We start from the raw sequence: 16,270 nt of genomic DNA on the forward strand, positions 1-16,270 counted from the left end.
TTCTGAAACTTGCTCCGCGTTTGCTGCTCGGGATCGCGTTGGTGCTGCTCAGCGGCGCCGCTATGGCCCTGGGGCTGGGCGAGATCCGGGTGAAGTCCCAGCCCGGACAACCGCTGCTCGCCGAAATTCCGGTCATTTCCAACGAGCCAGGGGAACTCGAACAGCTGCAGGCCCGGCTCGCTTCCCCGATCACGTTCGAGCGCGTAGGCCTGGCGCGTCCCGAGGGACTGGTCAGCAGCCTGAACTTTGCGGTGGCGCTCAGCGACGAAGGCAAACCGGTAATCCGGGTCACCAGCAGCGAGCCCGTGCAGGTCGCCGCGGTCAATTTCCTGATCGAGGTCGATTGGGGTCAGGGCCGGCTGGTGCGCGAATACTCCGCGCTGGTCGATACGCCCGGCGCCCTTGCGGCCGCTAACCAACCGATCATCGAGGCGCCGCTGCCGCCGCCGGCCAACACCATCGTCCGCGAACCGGAGCCCGTTGCCGCGACCGAGCCCGCACCGGTCCCGGCAACCGAACCCGCTCCCACCCCGGCTCCGGCAGCCGCTGCCCCTGCAGCTGCGGCTCCCACCCCCTCACCGACCCTGGCAGGCGGCGAACTGGAAGTTCAGCGCGGCCAGACCCTGTCGCAGATCGCGCGCGGCTTCTTAAATAACGGCGCGGGCCAGGGCTACAACCTCGACCAGACCATGCTGGCCTTGCTGCGCGCCAATCCCGAGGCCTTCATCAACGGCAACATCAATCGCCTGAAACAGGGCGCAGTGCTGCGGGTCCCGCAATCGGCGGAACTGGCGCAGCTGGGGGAAGCCGAGGCGGCCGCGCTGGTGCGCGACCAGATGGCCGAATGGCGGCAGGCGCGCCGGCCGATCCCGCAGCCAGTCGAAACAACGGCATCCCCGCTTGCGTCGGCGCCGCCACGTGCCGCACCTGCAGCTCCGCGTGCAGCCGAGGCGCGTCTTGAGATCGCGCCGCCCGATGCGAGCGCGGCGACAAGGGCGGGAACACAATCCGGCATCGATGCCGAAGGCGAGGGCGACATGCTGGCGAACGAACAACTCACGCTGACCAAGGAAGAACTGGCGGCGCGCGAATCCGAGGTGCAGGAACTGCGCGCTCAGGTCGCCGAACTGGAAGGCCTCAAGCAACAGCAGGCCAAGCTGATCGCGATGAAGGACAGCGAACTGGCGGCCGCGCAGCAACGCCTGGCGCAATCGCAGGGAGATGCCTCGCAGCCGCTGTGGCTGTGGGCCGGTTTGGGCCTGCTGGTCGCCGGTCTGGTGGTGGCTTGGCTGATCGGCCGCCGCAAGAAGCCGGCCTTCGTCGCCGCCCGTCCGGGTTACGACAGCGCGGCGATGGCGGCGGCCATGCCGGCCGCGGAAACCGCGCCGCAAGCGGCCGCCAAGGCGAAGGACGACCACTTCGCGGCAGCACGCCACGAGGACGAGGTGCCGGCAACGCTGCCTGAAGCGGAAGACGCGCCCGCGCGCGCACCGGCCGCGCCGGTCGCCGCGCCACAACCGTGGACGACGGCTGCGATCAAACCCACCTGGCACGTCGGCGACGGACTGAACGTAGCGCCCCTGAACGCCGCGCCGGCAGGGCGCGAACGTCTCGAGTTGGCGATCGCCTATTTGGACCTGGGCGACCTGGAAACCGCGCGCGACCTGCTCAACGAAGTGGCCGCCGGCGGCGATGCCGCCGCGCGCAAAGAAGCGACGCAGCTGCTGCGCGAGATCGGCTGACCGCCCAGCGATGGGTCGCTGATGCGTTACGCGTTGGGAGTCGAATACGACGGCGGCGATTTTCGCGGCTGGCAGCGGCTGAGTCCGCACGGGCAGCCCGGCGTACCGACTGTGCAGGCTTCGCTGGAAGAGGCGCTTTCGTCTGTCGCTGCGGCCCCGGTCGAAGTCGTCTGCGCCGGCCGTACCGATGCCGGCGTGCATGCCGAATGCCAGGTCGTGCATTTCGACAGCGATGCGCCGCGTACGCCGCGCAGCTGGAGCCTGGGTACCACTACCCGCCTGCCGCCTTCGATTTGCGTGCGTTGGTGCCTACCGGTGGCCGACGATTTCAATGCGCGCTTTTCCGCACGGGCACGGCGTTACCGCTATCGCATCCTCAACCGTGCGGTGCGGCCTGCCTTGGGCAGGCAACAACTGAGCTGGGAGCGTTTGCCTCTGGATGCCGACGCCATGCACCGTGCCGCGCAAGCGCTGCTGGGCGAGAACGACTTCAACGCATTCCGGACGGTGCATTGCCAGGCGCCGCACGCGGTGCGCGATCTGCAGGCACTCTCCATCGTGCGCGAAGGCGAACAGGTGCGGTTGGAGATACAGGCGAACGCGTTCCTGCACCACATGGTCCGCAATATCGTCGGATCGTTGCTGATGGTGGGGCGGGGCGAGAAACCCGAAGACTGGATCGCCGAATTGCTGGCTGGACGCGATCGGACACTGGCCGGGCCTACCGCCCCCGCAGATGGGTTGGTGTTCTTGGGGCCGTTGTATCCCGCGCAATGGGGCTTACCCGAAGAAGTGACACTCGCTATCTGATTAGCAATTGTTGCTCGTGCCGTCATCCCAGCGAAAGCTGGGATCCATCTTGCTCTTGGCATTTGCTCTTGGCCATAAAGCGAGCAGAGTCAAGTGCAAAGTCAAAATGGATCCCAGCTTTCGCTGGGATGACGAACGTAAAGAGTTAGGCTATCCCCATCGCCTTATCTGCCGTCTCCTTACTAATGACCCACACCCGCATCAAATTCTGCGGAATGACCCGTGCCGAAGACGTGCGCTTGGCGGTGGAGCTGGGCGTGGACTATGTCGGTCTGGTTTTCGCGCCGCGCAGCCCACGCAGGCTGCTGTTGGGGCAAGCGCGGATGTTGCGTGAACTGGTACCGGAAGAAATCGCGGTGGTCGCCCTAGTGATGGACAACACGAGCGCGGAGATCGAAACGTTGATCGAGAACGTGCGTCCGGACCTATTGCAGTTCCATGGCGGCGAAACCGATGCCTTCTGCGCTGGGTTCGATGTGCCTTTCCTGAAGGCTATCGCCATGGCCAGCGAAGACGAAAACGCGTCCGCGCGCGCCACCGAATTTCCTTCCGCTTACGGTTATCTGCTCGACGGGCACGGCAAGGGCGAGCAGGGCGGCAGCGGTCAGCGCTTCGACTGGAAACGGGTGCCGCGGCTCGAAAAACCGGTCTTTCTTGCGGGCGGCCTGACCAGCGAAAACGTGGCGACTGCTATCCGTATCGCGCGACCGTGGGGCGTGGACGTGTCCAGCGGAATCGAATCGGCGCCCGGAATAAAGAACCCCGATCGCATGCGATTCTTCCTGGACGAGGCCCGCCGCGCCGACGCGCAGCCCGACTGAGCGTTTGGATTTATGCCCGATCGCCGGCCAGCTCGCGTCGCAGCCATTCGGCCAGCAGGGCGATGCGTGCATCGTCCTCGTTGCGACGTGCGCAGAGAATCCATCGCCCCGGCGCTTCCACAAAGCCCCAGGGCGCCATCAGGCGTCCGGAGTCGAGGTCTTCGCTGACCAGCGGCTGCGGCGCGATCGCCACGCCCAGTCCGGCGACCGCCGCTTCCAGCAGGTAATAAAGGTGCTCGAAACCCGCGCCAAAGGTCAGATCGTCCGGGTCCAGTCCGTTGCTCGCGGCCCACGTCGGCCAGGCCTGCGGCCGCGAGCTGGTATGCAACAAGGCTTCGCCCAACAACATCGGGGGCGACTGGTCGCGTAACGAGTCGAAACCGGCGTAACGCGGACTGACTACCGGGCCGATCCTTTCGGCGGCCAGTTCGTGCACCTGCCATCCTTCGGGGAACGGCGGCTCCGCTAGCAACAGTGCGGCGTCCAGACCATTCAAACGGGCATCGAAATCGCCTTCGTGGACCACCAGATGCAGTTTCAGATCCGGTAGTTCCCGGCTGAGGCGTGGCAGGCGTGGAATGACCCAGCGCGCCAGCACGCTGCCCGGGCAGCCCAGCACCAGTGCCGAAGGGGCGCTGACGCGGCGCAGGTCCGACCAGGATTCCTCCAGTTGCTGGAAGGCAGCGCCAGTAGCGTCGCGCAAACGAACGCCGGCGGGCGTCAGAGCCAGGCCGCGCCCCTCTCGCGCAAACAGAGCTTTGCCCAGATCGGCTTCCAGCGCCTTGATCTGTCGGCTGACGGCGCCGTGGGTGACGTGCAGTTCGTTCGCTGCACGGGTCACGCTTTCCAGGCGGGCGGCGGCCTCGAAAGCGTGCAGGGCATTGAGAGAGGGCAGTTTCCGGGGCATTGATAGGTGAGTTTTACTGACGTTTCATTGAGATTTTATAGCTTTATAGCTGATTTTGTGTGCGCTAAAGTGTAGGTCCCGTATTGATGTCGTTCGATCACCCATGAACCAAACCCGGACCACCGATTACCACGCCTATCCGGACGCCAGTGGCCATTTCGGACGTTATGGCGGGCGCTTCGTTGCCGAAACCCTGATCGGTCCTCTGCAGGAACTGGCAGCCGCCTATGACGTGGCGCGCGTGGACCCGGCCTTCATCGCCGAGTTCGAAAAAGACCTCAAGCACTACGTCGGCCGGCCCAGCCCCATCTACGAGGCCGAGCGCCTGTCGCGCGAAGTCGGCGGCGCCCGCATCCTGCTCAAACGCGAGGATCTGAATCACACCGGCGCGCACAAGATCAACAACACCATCGGCCAGGCCCTGCTGGCCAGCCGCATGGGCAAGACCCGCATCATCGCCGAGACCGGCGCCGGCCAGCACGGCGTGGCCAGCGCCACCGTCGCCGCGCGGCTGGGTCTGGAATGCGTGGTGTACATGGGCGCGACCGACATCGAGCGCCAGAAGATCAACGTCTACCGCATGAAGCTGCTCGGCGCGACCGTAGTGCCGGTCACCTCCGGCTCGCAGACGCTGAAGGATGCGTTGAACGAAGCCATGCGCGACTGGGTGACCAACGTGCAGGACACCTTCTACATCATCGGCACCGTCGCCGGCCCGGATCCGTATCCGCGCATGGTGCGCGATTTCAACGCCGTGGTCGGACGCGAGGCGCGCGCGCAGATGCTGACCGACTATGGCCGCCTGCCGGATGTCATCACCGCCTGCGTCGGCGGAGGCAGCAACGCCATCGGCCTGTTCCATGCGTTCCTCAACGATGCCGAAGTGAAGATCGTCGGCGCCGAAGCGGCGGGCGATGGCATCGAGACCGGCCGCCACGCGGCCTCGATCGCCGCTGGCCGCCCAGGCGTGCTGCACGGCAACCGCACCTATGTGATCTGCGACGACGACGGGCAGATCACCGAGACCCATTCGGTCTCCGCCGGCCTGGATTACCCGGGCGTGGGTCCGGAGCATTCCTTTCTCAGCGATGCGGGACGCGCGCAGTACGTGGGCGTGACCGATGAGGAGGCGCTGGAAGCGTTCCACACGCTGGCGCGCACCGAAGGCATTCTGGCGGCGCTGGAGTCCAGCCACGCCGTGGCCCAGGCGATCAAACTGGCGCGCGAGCTGCCCAAGGACGCACTGGTGCTGTGCAACCTCTCCGGTCGCGGCGACAAGGATGTGCACACGATCGCCGCGCGCGAGGGGTTTGAGCTTTAAGCATTTTCCCTTCTCCCCTCGGGAGAAGGGCCTGCCCTGTACTTGATACAGGGTGCCCGAAGGGCGGATGAGGGTACGGCGGAGCAGTGAGTGCCGAACTGCGGAAGCCATTTCAACATCCGGACTTCGCCGTACCCTCACCCCAACCCCTCTCCCGGTGGGAGAGGGGCTCAACCGAGCCTCCTAACGTGAGTCGAATCGCCGCCCGTTTTTCACAACTCAAGTCCGCTCAGCGCAAGGCACTCATCCCCTTCGTCACCGCAGGCGATCCTTCGCTGGAAGCCACCGTGCCGGTCATGCATGCGCTGGTCGCCGCCGGAGCCGATGTGATCGAGCTGGGCGTTCCGTTCTCCGATCCCATGGCGGACGGTCCGGTCATCCAGCGCAGTTCCGAACAGGCGTTACGGCGCGGCGCGGGTCTGCGCTATGTGTTACAGGCCGTCGCCGAGTTCCGCCAGCGCGATGCCGATACGCCGGTGGTGCTGATGGGCTACCTGAACCCCATCGAGATCCATGGCAACCGGCGTTTCGCCGAAGAAGCGGTGCAGGCCGGCGTGGACGGGGTGCTGCTGGTCGACCTGCCGCCGGAAGAAGCCGCCGAGACGCGCGAGATCTTCACCGGCCAGGGCCTGGACCTGATCGCGCTCGCTTCGCCGACCACCACGCCCGAACGCATGGCCATGCTGTGCGAATCCGCGCAGGGCTATCTGTATTACGTCAGCTTCGCCGGCGTCACCGGCGCCAGCCATCTGGACACGCAGGCCGCCGGAGGACGGCTGCATACGCTTCGGGCGCAATCGCAGGTGCCGGTGGTCGCCGGCTTCGGCATCAAGGATGCGGCCAGCGCCGCCGCCATGGCGGTCGAGGCCGATGGGGTGGTGGTCGGCAGCGCGCTGGTGGCTTACCTGGCGGACGCCGCCACGCCCGAGGACGCCGCATCCCGCGCTGCAGCATTCCTTGCGCCGCTTCGCCGCGCGCTGGACGGCTGAACTCAAAAAGCGGCGGCTGGGATAAACTTCCGCGCTGATCCAAGCGCTGAAACTGAACGGGGCGTCGCAAACACATGGCAAACGCATGAGCTGGCTGAGCAAACTGATGCCGTCGGGCATCCGCACCCAGGCGGGCGCCAACAAGAACAAGCGCAGCGTACCGGAGGGTCTCTGGGAAAAGTGCGAGCGCTGCGGCTCCGTGCTTTACCGTCCCGAATTGGAAGAAAACCTGGAAGTCTGTCCGAAGTGCAGCTTCCACATGGCCATCCGCGCGCGTGCGCGCCTGAACGCGCTGTTCGACGCAGGCGCCAGTACCCAGGAAATCGGTTCGACGCTGGGGCCGGTCGATGCGCTGAAGTTCAAGGACCAAAAGAAATACGTCGACCGCATCAAGGCGTCGCAGAAAGCCACCGGCGAGCGCGACGCGCTGGTCGTGTTGCAGGGCCCGCTGAAGGGGCGTCCGCTGGTCGCCGCCGCGTTCGATTTCGCCTTCATGGGCGGCTCGATGGGTTCGGTGGTCGGCGAACGTTTCGCCCTGGGCGCCGAGCGTGCGCTGGAGATCGGTTCGCCGTTCGTATGCTTTTCCGCCAGCGGCGGCGCGCGCATGCAGGAAGGCCTGTTTTCGCTGATGCAGATGGCCAAGACTTCGGCGGCGCTCGGTCGCCTGCGCGAGGCCGGCCTGCCGTACATCTCGGTGATGACCCATCCCACCACCGGCGGCGTGTCGGCGTCGTTCGCGATGCTGGGCGACATCAACATGGCCGAGCCGGAAGCGCTGATCGGTTTCGCCGGTCCGCGCGTGATCGAACAAACCGTGCGCGAGACCTTGCCGGAAGGTTTCCAGCGTTCCGAGTTTCTGGTCGAACACGGCGCCATCGATCAGATCTGCGACCGTCGCGAGCTGCGTGACCGCCTGGCCGACCTGCTGGCGTTGATGATGAAACAACCCAAGCCGCAGGATGGTCCGCTGGTGGACGCCGCATGAGTCGCAAGTATTTCGGCACCGACGGTATTCGTGGCCGGGTCGGCGAGGGTCCTATCTCGGCCGACTTCATGCTGCGGCTGGGCAATGCCTACGGCCATGCGCTGCGCGCTTCGGTCAAGAGCGCTGGCGACTGGCGCAAGCCGGTGGTGATCATCGGCAAGGACACGCGCATCTCCAACTACATGTTCGAGGCCGCGCTCGAGGCCGGTCTGGTCGCGGCGGGCGTGGACGTGGAATTGATGGGGCCGATGCCCACCCCGGCGGTGTCGCACATGACCCGTTCGCTGCGCGCCGATGGCGGCATCGTGATTTCCGCTTCGCACAATCCGCACCACGACAACGGCATCAAATTCTTCTCCGCCGAAGGCGAGAAGCTGGACGATGCCACCGAACTGGCGATCGAGGCGGCGCTGGAGCATCCGTTCCGCACCGTGGCTTCCGAACAACTGGGCAAGGCGGTACGCACCCGCGATGCCATCGGCCGTTACGTGGAGGCTTGCAAGAATTCCGTATCGCGGCAGTTCGACCTGCAGGGCATGCGCATCGTGGTGGACTGCGCCAATGGCGCGACCTATCAGGTAGGACCGATCGTGCTGCGCGAACTCGGCGCGCGCGTCGAAGCGATCGGCGCGGAACCCAACGGACTCAACATCAACGACGGCGTCGGTTCCACCCACCCGGAACTGCTGGCGGCGCGCGTGCGCGAAACCGGCGCGGATCTGGGCATCGCTTTCGATGGCGATGGCGACCGCGTGCTGTTCGTCGATGGACAGGGCGAAATCGTCGATGGCGATGGCCTGATCTATGTGCTGGCCAACGACTGGAAGAAGAGCGGCCGTCTACGCGGCCCCGTGGTCGGCACGCTGATGACCAATTACGGTTTGGAAAAAGCCTTCGGCCAATCCGGTATCGAGTTCGTCCGCGCCAAAGTCGGCGACCGCTATGTGCATCAGGCGCTGGTCGAAGGCAAAGGCATCCTGGGTGGCGAAGCCTCCGGGCATCTGCTGTGCCTGGACCGCACCAGCACCGGCGACGGCATCGTCAGCGCGCTACAGGTGCTGGAAGTGCTGGGCCGCACGCGCAGGTCGTTGCGGCAGGCGCTGGAAGGTCTGGTGATGGTGCCGCAGAAAACCATCAACGTGCGTCTGACCAATGGCGCCAGGCCGACCGAAGCCGATAGCGTCAAGGCCGCCTTGGCCGAGGCGCAGGCCGCGGTTTCAGGCCACGGGCGCGCTTTCCTGCGTCCTTCCGGCACCGAGCCGGTGGTGCGGGTGACCGTGGAGGCGGATGATGATGTTTTGATGCAGAACACGTTGGACAAGCTGGCCGATGCGGTGCGTGCGGCGGCTTGAGTTTTCCTTCTCCCCCCGGAGAAGGTGCCCGGAGGGCGGATGAGGGAGCGGACTTTCCGCTTGCGATGCCGTTCCCGTGGGTTGGAATTCTCCCTCCTCAGCCGCTTGAGGCGACTTCGATATCCGGCGCTGCGCGCCACCTTCTCCCGGTGGGAGAAGGGAACAAAAGCCAGAGCAAAACAATGACAGCAAGAATTCCCACCCTCGACATCACCCGTTTCGACACAGATCGTGAAGCTTTCGTCGCCGAACTCGGCGCTGCCTATCGGCAGTGGGGGTTCGCCGGCATCCGCAACCATGGCATCCCGCAGCCGGCGATCGATGACGCCTACGACGTGTTCCGCAATTTCTTCGCTCTGCCGGAAGAGACCAAATTGAAATACCACGTGCCCGGCAGCGGCGGCGCGCGCGGCTACACGCCGTTCGGCGTGGAGACCGCGAAGGATTCCAAACACTTCGATCTGAAGGAGTTCTGGCATATCGGCCGTGAGATTCCGCGCGACTCGAAATACGCCGAGGTCATGCCGCCCAACCTGTGGCCCGATGAGGTGCCGGGTTTCCGCGAGCACGGTTACGGGCTTTACGAGGCGCTCGACAAGCTCGGTTCGCGGGTTCTGTCCGCTCTGGCCCTGCATCTGGGGCTGGCGGAGAACTATTTCGCCGACAAGACCGACTCCGGCAACTCCATCCTGCGGCCCATCCATTACCCGCCCATCACCGCCGACGACATCCCCAACGTGCGCGCCGGCGCGCACGAGGACATCAACCTGATCACGCTGCTGGTCGGCGCCAGCGCCGCCGGGCTGGAAGTCAAATCCCAGCAGGGCGAGTGGGTGCCGTTCACTTCGGATGCGGACACCATCGTGGTCAACATCGGCGACATGCTGCAGCGGCTGACCAACCATGTGTACCCGTCGACCACGCACCGCGTCGTCAATCCCCCGGGCGAACAGGCGCGCAAGCCGCGCTATTCGGTGCCGTTCTTCCTGCATCCCAATCCGGATTTCCTGATCGACGTGTTGCCCTCGACCGTCACCGCGGAAAATCCCAAGCGCTATCCGGAGCCGATCACTGCCCAGGGCTATCTGGAAGAGCGGTTGCGCGAGATCAAGCTGAAATAGAAGTAGTGGCCAGCAGGTTCCAGTTGTTGCAGGCGAAGCAAAAGTAACGGGTCGTCATCCCAGCGAAAGCTGGGATCCATCTTGATCTTCGCGGTCAGCCGGATAGGAGCAAAAGCAAAATGGATCCCAGCTTTCGCTGGGATGACGAGCCTTGGGATTTACAGGCTCCTTTCGGTTATCTGCGTCGATCCGGCATTCAATCCACCTTGCGGATCTTCTTCGAATTCCTGCCCATTAATCCCAATACCAGCGAATCGGGCAGATGCTTGGCCAGGAACCGCAGCAGCCTGTAGACGCGCCCCGGCACTACGATCACCTTCCCGCGTTCGACGCCGTCGATACCCGCCTTGGCCACCGCATCGGTTTCCAGCCACGCCCATTTGGGAAGCTTGGACATCATTTCGCGGGTGCCGGTCACGTCGTGGAATTCGGACCAGGTAAAACCCGGGCATAGCGCGGTCACGTGCACGCCGCGATCCAGGTTTTCCAGCGCAAGCGATTCGCTGAACCTCACCAGGTAGGCTTTGACCGCCGCGTATAGCGTCTGCCCGTCCGCGCCCGGCACCAGTGCGGCGAACGAGGCCACATTGAGGATGCGACCATGGCCGGAAGCCCGGATCGCTGGCAGCAGCCGCCAGGTCAGTTCGCTGGCCGCGCCGACCATGACCTGCAGGAACTGCGCATGCGTCGGCCAGTCCTTGGTCAGATAGCGGCCGGGCACGCCGTAGCCGGCGTTGTTGACCAGAATGCGCACCGGCAGGCCGCGGCGCTGGATTTCGGCGGCCAGGATTTCGGGCGCCTTCGGGTCGCTGAGGTCGGCGGGGATCACTTCCACCTGCACTTTGCCGCGCAGCTCGGCAGCCAGTTGTTCCAGCTTGTCCACGCGGCGCGCGGTCAGGATCAACGGCACGCCCCGCTGCGCGTATTCCCGGGCGATGGCGGCGCCGATGCCGCTGGAGGCGCCGGTGACCAGTGCATAGCCGGCGGGAGCAGTGGAAACCATCGGTCGCATCCTGAATGAAGGCGGGGCAGGGCATCGGCTATTCTTTGCGCCCCTGGAGTCAGGCTGGATAGGAATCGCACGATGCGCCGCAAGATCGTAGCCGGAAACTGGAAACTCCATGGCACCCGCGCCTTCGCCACAGGCCTGGTCGCTGAACTGGCCGCGGGTCTGCCGCTGTCGGGGGTCGAGGTGGTGGTGTTGCCGCCCATGCCCTACCTGGGCGACTTGATCGAGGACTTCGAACGCCACGACATTTTCTTCGGCGCCCAGGACGTCAGCAGCAACGAAAAAGGCGCCTATACCGGCGAAGTCTCGGCGGCGATGTTGGTGGATGTGGGCGCCCGCTACGGGCTGGTCGGCCACTCCGAACGCCGTCAGTACCACGCCGAAAGCAGCGAACTGGTGGCCGCCAAGTTCGTCGCGGCGAAGAATGCCGGGCTGGTTCCCATCCTCTGCGTGGGCGAAACCCTGGAGCAACGCGAGGCCGGCCAGACCGAAGCCGTGATCGCCGCGCAGCTGGCTCCGGTGCTGGATCTGGCCGGTATCGGGGCCTTCGGGGAGGCCGTGGTGGCCTATGAACCGGTCTGGGCCATCGGCACCGGCCGCACCGCATCTCCACAGCAGGCGCAGGACGTGCACGCCTTCATTCGTGGCGTGGTCAAGGCCCGCGATGCTAGAATTGGCGATTCGCTGCCGCTGCTGTATGGCGGAAGCGTCAAGCCCGACAATGCCGCGGAACTGTTCGCGCAACCCGATGTCGATGGTGGACTGGTCGGTGGCGCCTCCCTGGTGGCCGCCGATTTCCTGGCCATCGCAAGGGCTGCAGCCGACTGATCCATTGGTTCGGGCCTGACGTCCCTGGCTCTTTTTTTCAAATTCGATCGAGATCCACAAATGTTGATGTTGACCCTCAATGTGATCTACGTGCTGGTGGCCATTGCGATCATCGCAATGGTGCTGATGCAACGTGGCAGCGGCGCGGCCGCGGGTTCCGGCTTCGGTGCCGGCGCTTCCGGCACCGTGTTCGGCGCGCGTGGCGCGTCCAACTTCCTGTCCAAGAGCACCAAATGGCTGGCCGTCGTGTTCTTCGGCATCAGCCTGTTCATGGCTTGGCAGGCGTCGCACAGCGCACGTCCGGTGGTGCAGCAGAATCTCGGCATCATGGCCGAACAGCCTGCGCCTGCCGCCGCCGCGGGCGAATTGTCGAAACCGTCGCAGTCTCCATCGACGGTGCCGAGTGCGCCGATCACGGCGCCCAGCGCGACGCCTTCCTCCGTGCCGTCGGCACCGGCTTCTTCCGTGCCGGTCGAATCGGTTCCGGTAGAGAAGGAAACCGCACCGTCGACGCCTGCGCAACCGCCCGTGACACCGCCGCAAGGCGGCTGAAGACGGTTACAATAGTTTCCGCGCTCGGGCTTGCCCAAGCGCATACGTTTGCCCAGGTGGCGGAATTGGTAGACGCACTACCTTGAGGTGGTAGCGGCGAAAGTCGTAGGGGTTCGAGTCCCCTCTTGGGCACCAAGATGCGAATTCTTCTCAAAGCCCCGCGCATCAGACGCGCGGACTCGTGAGGGAAAACGCGAATCCGGCGGAACCCGCGCGCGACCGGCGCGCATTCCGCAGGTCAACCAACCGAGGACCACGCGTGCTGGCCGAATACCTGCCGACCCTGTTGTTCCTGATCGTCGCTACCGGCATCGGCGTTTCGCTGATGGTGATAGGACGGTTCCTCGGTCCCCGTCGTCCCGATGCGCAGAAGCTCTCGCCCTACGAGTGCGGCTTCGAGGCCTTCGAGGACGCGCGCATGAAGTTCGACGTGCGCTACTACCTGATCGCCATCCAGTTCATCGTCTTCGATCTGGAAATCATCTTCATCGTGCCCTGGACCCTGGTTTGGCAGGAGCTGGGCGCACGCGCGCTGGTCACCATGGGCCTGTTCGTGGGCATGCTGTTCCTCGGTTTCATCTACGTTTGGAAGAAGGGAGCCCTGGAATGGGAGTGAGCGCATGAGCGTCCTTGGAACCATCGATCGCCTGATGACCAACCCGATCCCGGAAGGGCGGGTCGACGACATCCTGCGGCCCGACGGCGAAAACCCGCTGCTGGAAAAGGGCTACGTGACCACCAGCGTCGATGCGCTGATGAACTGGGCGCGCACCGGTTCGATGTGGCCGATGACCTTCGGCCTGGCCTGCTGCGCGGTCGAGATGATGCACGCTGGCGCTTCGCGCCTGGACCTGGATCGCTACGGCGTGGTGTTCCGCCCGTCGCCGCGCCAATCCGACGTGATGATCGTGGCTGGCACCCTGGTCAACAAGATGGCGCCGGCGCTGCGCAAGGTCTACGACCAGATGCCGGAACCGAAGTGGGTCATCTCGATGGGCAGCTGCGCCAACGGCGGCGGTTATTACCACTACTCGTATTCAGTGGTGCGCGGTTGCGACCGCATCGTGCCAGTGGACGTGTACGTGCCGGGTTGCCCGCCGACGGCCGAAGCGCTGGTCTACGGCATCCTGCAGTTGCAAAAGAAAATCTGGCGTACGCAGACGATTGCCCGTTGAAGAGCCACCCGCTGATCCCTTAACTCAAGAGCACGCCACGCCCCCATGGCCGAGCAAGCTGCAACCTACATCGAACAACTGCAGGCGCGTTTTCCCGACGCGATCCTCAGCATCGCCGAAGCCCGCGGTGAAGTGACGCTGGAAGTGCCGTCGGAGACGTGGCACGCCGCCTGCCTCTCCCTGCGCGACGATTTCGGCTTCGAGCAACTCGTCGACTTGTGCGGTGTCGATTACCTGGGTTACGGCAGCGACGAGTGGGAAACCGCCAACGTCTCTTCCGAAGGCTTCAGCCGCGGTGTCGAACTGGGTTTCGGTCCGGGACGCTTCACCTGGGAAAACCGTCCGCACGGCGAAGGCCCCGTGCACCGCTTCGCCACCGTGGCCCACCTGCGTTCCTACCGGCACAACCGCCTACTGCGCGTGCGCTGCTACGCCGCCAACGACGAACTGCCGATGGTGGCCTCGGTCACCGACATCTGGCCGGGCGCCAACTGGTTCGAGCGCGAGGCGTTCGATCTGTTCGGCATCCTCTACCAGGGACATCCGGACCTGCGCCGCATCCTGACCGACTACGGTTTCGTCGGCCATCCGTTCCGCAAGGATTTCCCGCTGATCGGTAACGTGGAAGTCCGCTACGACGAAGAGAAGAAGCGCGTGATCTACGAACCGGTGACTTCGGTCGAACCCCGCGTCGGCGTACCGCGCGTGATCCGCGACGACGCCCGCTACGCCACTGCGGCCGGCGAAGCCGCCCTGAGGGAGCCCGCCAAGTGACCGCGCAGCAATCCGGCGTCGCCTTCGCCAGCAATCCTGCCGAAAGCCGCCAGGAAATCCGCAACTACACGCTGAACTTCGGCCCCCAGCACCCGGCCGCGCACGGCGTGCTGCGCCTGATCTTGGAAATGGACGGCGAAACCGTGGTCCGCGCCGATCCGCACATCGGCCTGCTGCACCGTGGCACCGAGAAGCTGGCCGAGAGCAAGCCGTTCAACCAGTCGATCGGCTATATGGATCGTCTGGATTACGTGTCCATGATGTGCAACGAGCACGCTTATGTGCTTGCGATCGAACGGCTGATGGGCATTCAGGCGCCGGAACGCGCCCAGTACATCCGCACCATGTTCGACGAGATCACCCGCATCCTGAACCACCTGATGTGGGTCGGTTCCAACGGCCTGGACCTGGGCGCGATGGCGGTGATGCTGTACGCCTTCCGCGAACGCGAAGAGCTGATGGACTGCTACGAAGCGGTCAGCGGCGCGCGCATGCACGCCACTTACTATCGTCCGGGCGGCGTCTATCGCGACCTGCCGGACCACATGCCCAAGTACAAGGAATCGCCCTGGCGCAAGGGCAAGGCGCTGAAGCGCTTCAACGCCGCGCGCGAAGGCACGCTGTTGGATTTCATCGAAGACTTCACCAACGAATTCCCCAAGCGCGTCGACGAGTACGAAACCCTGCTCACCGACAACCGCATCTGGAAGCAGCGCACTGTCGGCATCGGTGTGATCTCGCCGGACGAAGCGCGCGCCTGGGGCATGACCGGCGCGATGCTGCGCGGTTCGGGCATCGCCTGGGATCTGCGCAAGAAGCAGCCGTATGCGAAATACGACACGGTCGACTTCGAGATCCCGATCGGCACCAACGGCGACTGCTACGACCGTTACCTGGTGCGCGTGGCCGAAATGCGCCAGTCCAACCGCATCATCGCCCAGTGCGTGAAGTGGCTGAAGGCCAATCCGGGCCCGGTGATGGTGCAGAACTTCAAGGTGGCGCCGCCGTCCCGCGAGGAAATGAAGGACGACATGGAAGCGCTGATCCACCACTTCAAATTATTCAGCGAAGGCTATTGCGTGCCTGCTGGCGAAACCTATGCCGCGGTCGAAGCGCCCAAGGGCGAATTCGGCTGCTATCTCGTCTCCGATGGCGCCAACAAGCCGTTCCGCGTGCACTTGCGCGCGCCGGGCTTCGCCCATCTTTCGTCGATGGACCATGTCGTCAGCGGGCACATGCTGCCGGACGTCGTGGCGATGATCGGCACCTACGATCTCGTTTTTGGTGAGGTGGACCGATGAGGGTTCGACAGGCTCACCATGCGCGGAACGCATTTTCCTTGGAGCTTCGCTCATGAGGGCGACCGGTAATTTCGAAGCGGCGCGCAACGTCGATCCGCTGCTGGCGTTGAACGACAAGACGCGCGCGCATATCGACCACTGGCTGGCCAAGTTCCCGCCGGACCGCAAGCGTTCGGCGGTTCTGCAGGGCCTGCACGCGGCGCAGGAACAGAACCAAGGCTGGCTCAGCGACGAGTTGATCGTCGCCGTCGCCAAATACCTGGAATTGCCGCCGGTCTGGGCTTACGAGGTTGCCAGCTTCTACTCGATGTTCGAAACCGAGAAGGTCGGCCGCAACAACGTCGCCTTCTGCACCAACATCAGCTGCTGGTTGAACGGCGCCGAAGACCTGGTCGCGCATGCGGAGAAGAAGCTCGGCTGCAAGCTCGGCGGATCGACCGCCGACGGCCGCGTCTACCTCAAACGCGAAGAAGAGTGCGTGGCCGCCTGTTGCGGCGCGCCGGTGGTCGTCATCAACGGCCACTACCACGAGAAGCTCACGCCCGCGAAGGTGGACGAACTGCTGGACGGGTTGGAATAAGCG

General features: G+C 64.7%; 17 protein-coding genes and 1 tRNA gene. 16 read left to right on the forward strand and 2 right to left on the reverse strand.

Going from position 1 to position 16,270, the window contains the following annotated elements:
- Positions 1-32 precede the first annotated feature (32 nt).
- The 3 genes from J2W94_RS03330 (at position 33) to J2W94_RS03340 (ending at position 3,373) form a co-directional block, all read left to right on the forward strand.
- Positions 33-1,742, forward strand: a complete 1,710-nt coding sequence (locus J2W94_RS03330; RefSeq protein WP_310091562.1) for a type IV pilus assembly protein FimV — start codon at positions 33-35, stop codon at positions 1,740-1,742.
- 21 nt (positions 1,743-1,763) lie between these two features.
- The gene (gene truA / locus J2W94_RS03335) at positions 1,764-2,552 is read left to right on the forward strand and encodes a tRNA pseudouridine(38-40) synthase TruA (RefSeq protein WP_310090278.1); all 789 of its coding nucleotides are present in this window, start codon (positions 1,764-1,766) and stop codon (positions 2,550-2,552) included.
- Positions 2,553-2,737: 185 nt separating this feature from the next.
- Entirely contained in the window at positions 2,738-3,373 is a 636-nt protein-coding gene (locus J2W94_RS03340; protein WP_310090279.1) for a phosphoribosylanthranilate isomerase, read from the forward strand.
- Between the two features lie 10 nt (positions 3,374-3,383).
- On the opposite strand, the gene J2W94_RS03345 is transcribed toward J2W94_RS03340, so the two are convergent.
- Complete coding sequence (locus J2W94_RS03345) at positions 3,384-4,280, reverse strand: LysR family transcriptional regulator (protein ID WP_310090280.1); 897 nt, start codon at positions 4,278-4,280, stop codon at positions 3,384-3,386.
- 103 nt (positions 4,281-4,383) lie between these two features.
- Between J2W94_RS03345 and trpB the strand changes: the two genes are divergently transcribed.
- From trpB to J2W94_RS03370, 5 genes are all read left to right on the forward strand, one after another.
- On the forward strand, positions 4,384-5,601 hold the full coding sequence (gene trpB / locus J2W94_RS03350) for a tryptophan synthase subunit beta (RefSeq protein WP_310090281.1): 1,218 nt from the start codon (positions 4,384-4,386) through the stop codon (positions 5,599-5,601).
- 188 nt (positions 5,602-5,789) lie between these two features.
- Positions 5,790-6,590: a tryptophan synthase subunit alpha gene (gene trpA, locus J2W94_RS03355; protein WP_310090282.1), complete on the forward strand. Its 801-nt coding sequence runs from the start codon at positions 5,790-5,792 to the stop codon at positions 6,588-6,590.
- An 85-nt stretch (positions 6,591-6,675) separates the two neighbouring features.
- Entirely contained in the window at positions 6,676-7,575 is a 900-nt protein-coding gene (gene accD / locus J2W94_RS03360; RefSeq protein WP_310090283.1) for an acetyl-CoA carboxylase, carboxyltransferase subunit beta, read from the forward strand.
- Entirely contained in the window at positions 7,572-8,927 is a 1,356-nt protein-coding gene (glmM, locus tag J2W94_RS03365) for a phosphoglucosamine mutase (protein ID WP_310090284.1), read from the forward strand. The genes accD and glmM overlap by 4 nt, the downstream gene beginning before the upstream one ends.
- Positions 8,928-9,109: 182 nt before the next feature.
- Positions 9,110-10,048, forward strand: a complete 939-nt coding sequence (locus J2W94_RS03370; protein ID WP_310090285.1) for an isopenicillin N synthase family dioxygenase — start codon at positions 9,110-9,112, stop codon at positions 10,046-10,048.
- Between the two features lie 196 nt (positions 10,049-10,244).
- Here the strand turns inward: J2W94_RS03370 and J2W94_RS03375 are convergent, their stop codons facing one another.
- Entirely contained in the window at positions 10,245-11,051 is an 807-nt protein-coding gene (locus J2W94_RS03375; RefSeq protein ID WP_310090286.1) for an SDR family NAD(P)-dependent oxidoreductase, read from the reverse strand.
- Positions 11,052-11,132: 81 nt separating this feature from the next.
- On the opposite strand from J2W94_RS03375, the gene tpiA reads away from it, so the two are divergent.
- From tpiA to nuoE, 8 genes are all read left to right on the forward strand, one after another.
- On the forward strand, positions 11,133-11,885 hold the full coding sequence (gene tpiA / locus J2W94_RS03380; protein ID WP_310090287.1) for a triose-phosphate isomerase: 753 nt from the start codon (positions 11,133-11,135) through the stop codon (positions 11,883-11,885).
- Positions 11,886-11,945: 60 nt separating this feature from the next.
- Positions 11,946-12,437 (forward strand): preprotein translocase subunit SecG, encoded by a 492-nt coding sequence (secG, locus tag J2W94_RS03385; protein ID WP_310090288.1) that lies wholly within the window; start codon positions 11,946-11,948, stop codon positions 12,435-12,437.
- A 50-nt stretch (positions 12,438-12,487) separates the two neighbouring features.
- Positions 12,488-12,572: transfer RNA gene (locus tag J2W94_RS03390), tRNA-Leu, on the forward strand.
- Between the two features lie 124 nt (positions 12,573-12,696).
- Positions 12,697-13,053: an NADH-quinone oxidoreductase subunit A gene (locus J2W94_RS03395; protein ID WP_093280427.1), complete on the forward strand. Its 357-nt coding sequence runs from the start codon at positions 12,697-12,699 to the stop codon at positions 13,051-13,053.
- A 4-nt stretch (positions 13,054-13,057) separates the two neighbouring features.
- A complete protein-coding gene (locus J2W94_RS03400) occupies positions 13,058-13,612 on the forward strand; it encodes a NuoB/complex I 20 kDa subunit family protein (RefSeq protein WP_310090289.1) in 555 nt (184 codons plus the stop codon).
- A 45-nt stretch (positions 13,613-13,657) separates the two neighbouring features.
- Entirely contained in the window at positions 13,658-14,386 is a 729-nt protein-coding gene (locus J2W94_RS03405) for an NADH-quinone oxidoreductase subunit C (protein WP_310090290.1), read from the forward strand.
- The gene (locus tag J2W94_RS03410; protein ID WP_310090291.1) at positions 14,383-15,687 is read left to right on the forward strand and encodes an NADH-quinone oxidoreductase subunit D; all 1,305 of its coding nucleotides are present in this window, start codon (positions 14,383-14,385) and stop codon (positions 15,685-15,687) included. The genes J2W94_RS03405 and J2W94_RS03410 overlap by 4 nt, the downstream gene beginning before the upstream one ends.
- Positions 15,688-15,739: 52 nt before the next feature.
- Entirely contained in the window at positions 15,740-16,267 is a 528-nt protein-coding gene (gene nuoE / locus J2W94_RS03415) for an NADH-quinone oxidoreductase subunit NuoE (protein ID WP_310090293.1), read from the forward strand.
- Positions 16,268-16,270 lie beyond the last annotated feature (3 nt).

The organism is Pseudoxanthomonas sacheonensis, from assembly GCF_031455975.1.
Classification (GTDB): domain Bacteria; phylum Pseudomonadota; class Gammaproteobacteria; order Xanthomonadales; family Xanthomonadaceae; genus Pseudoxanthomonas_A; species Pseudoxanthomonas_A sacheonensis_A.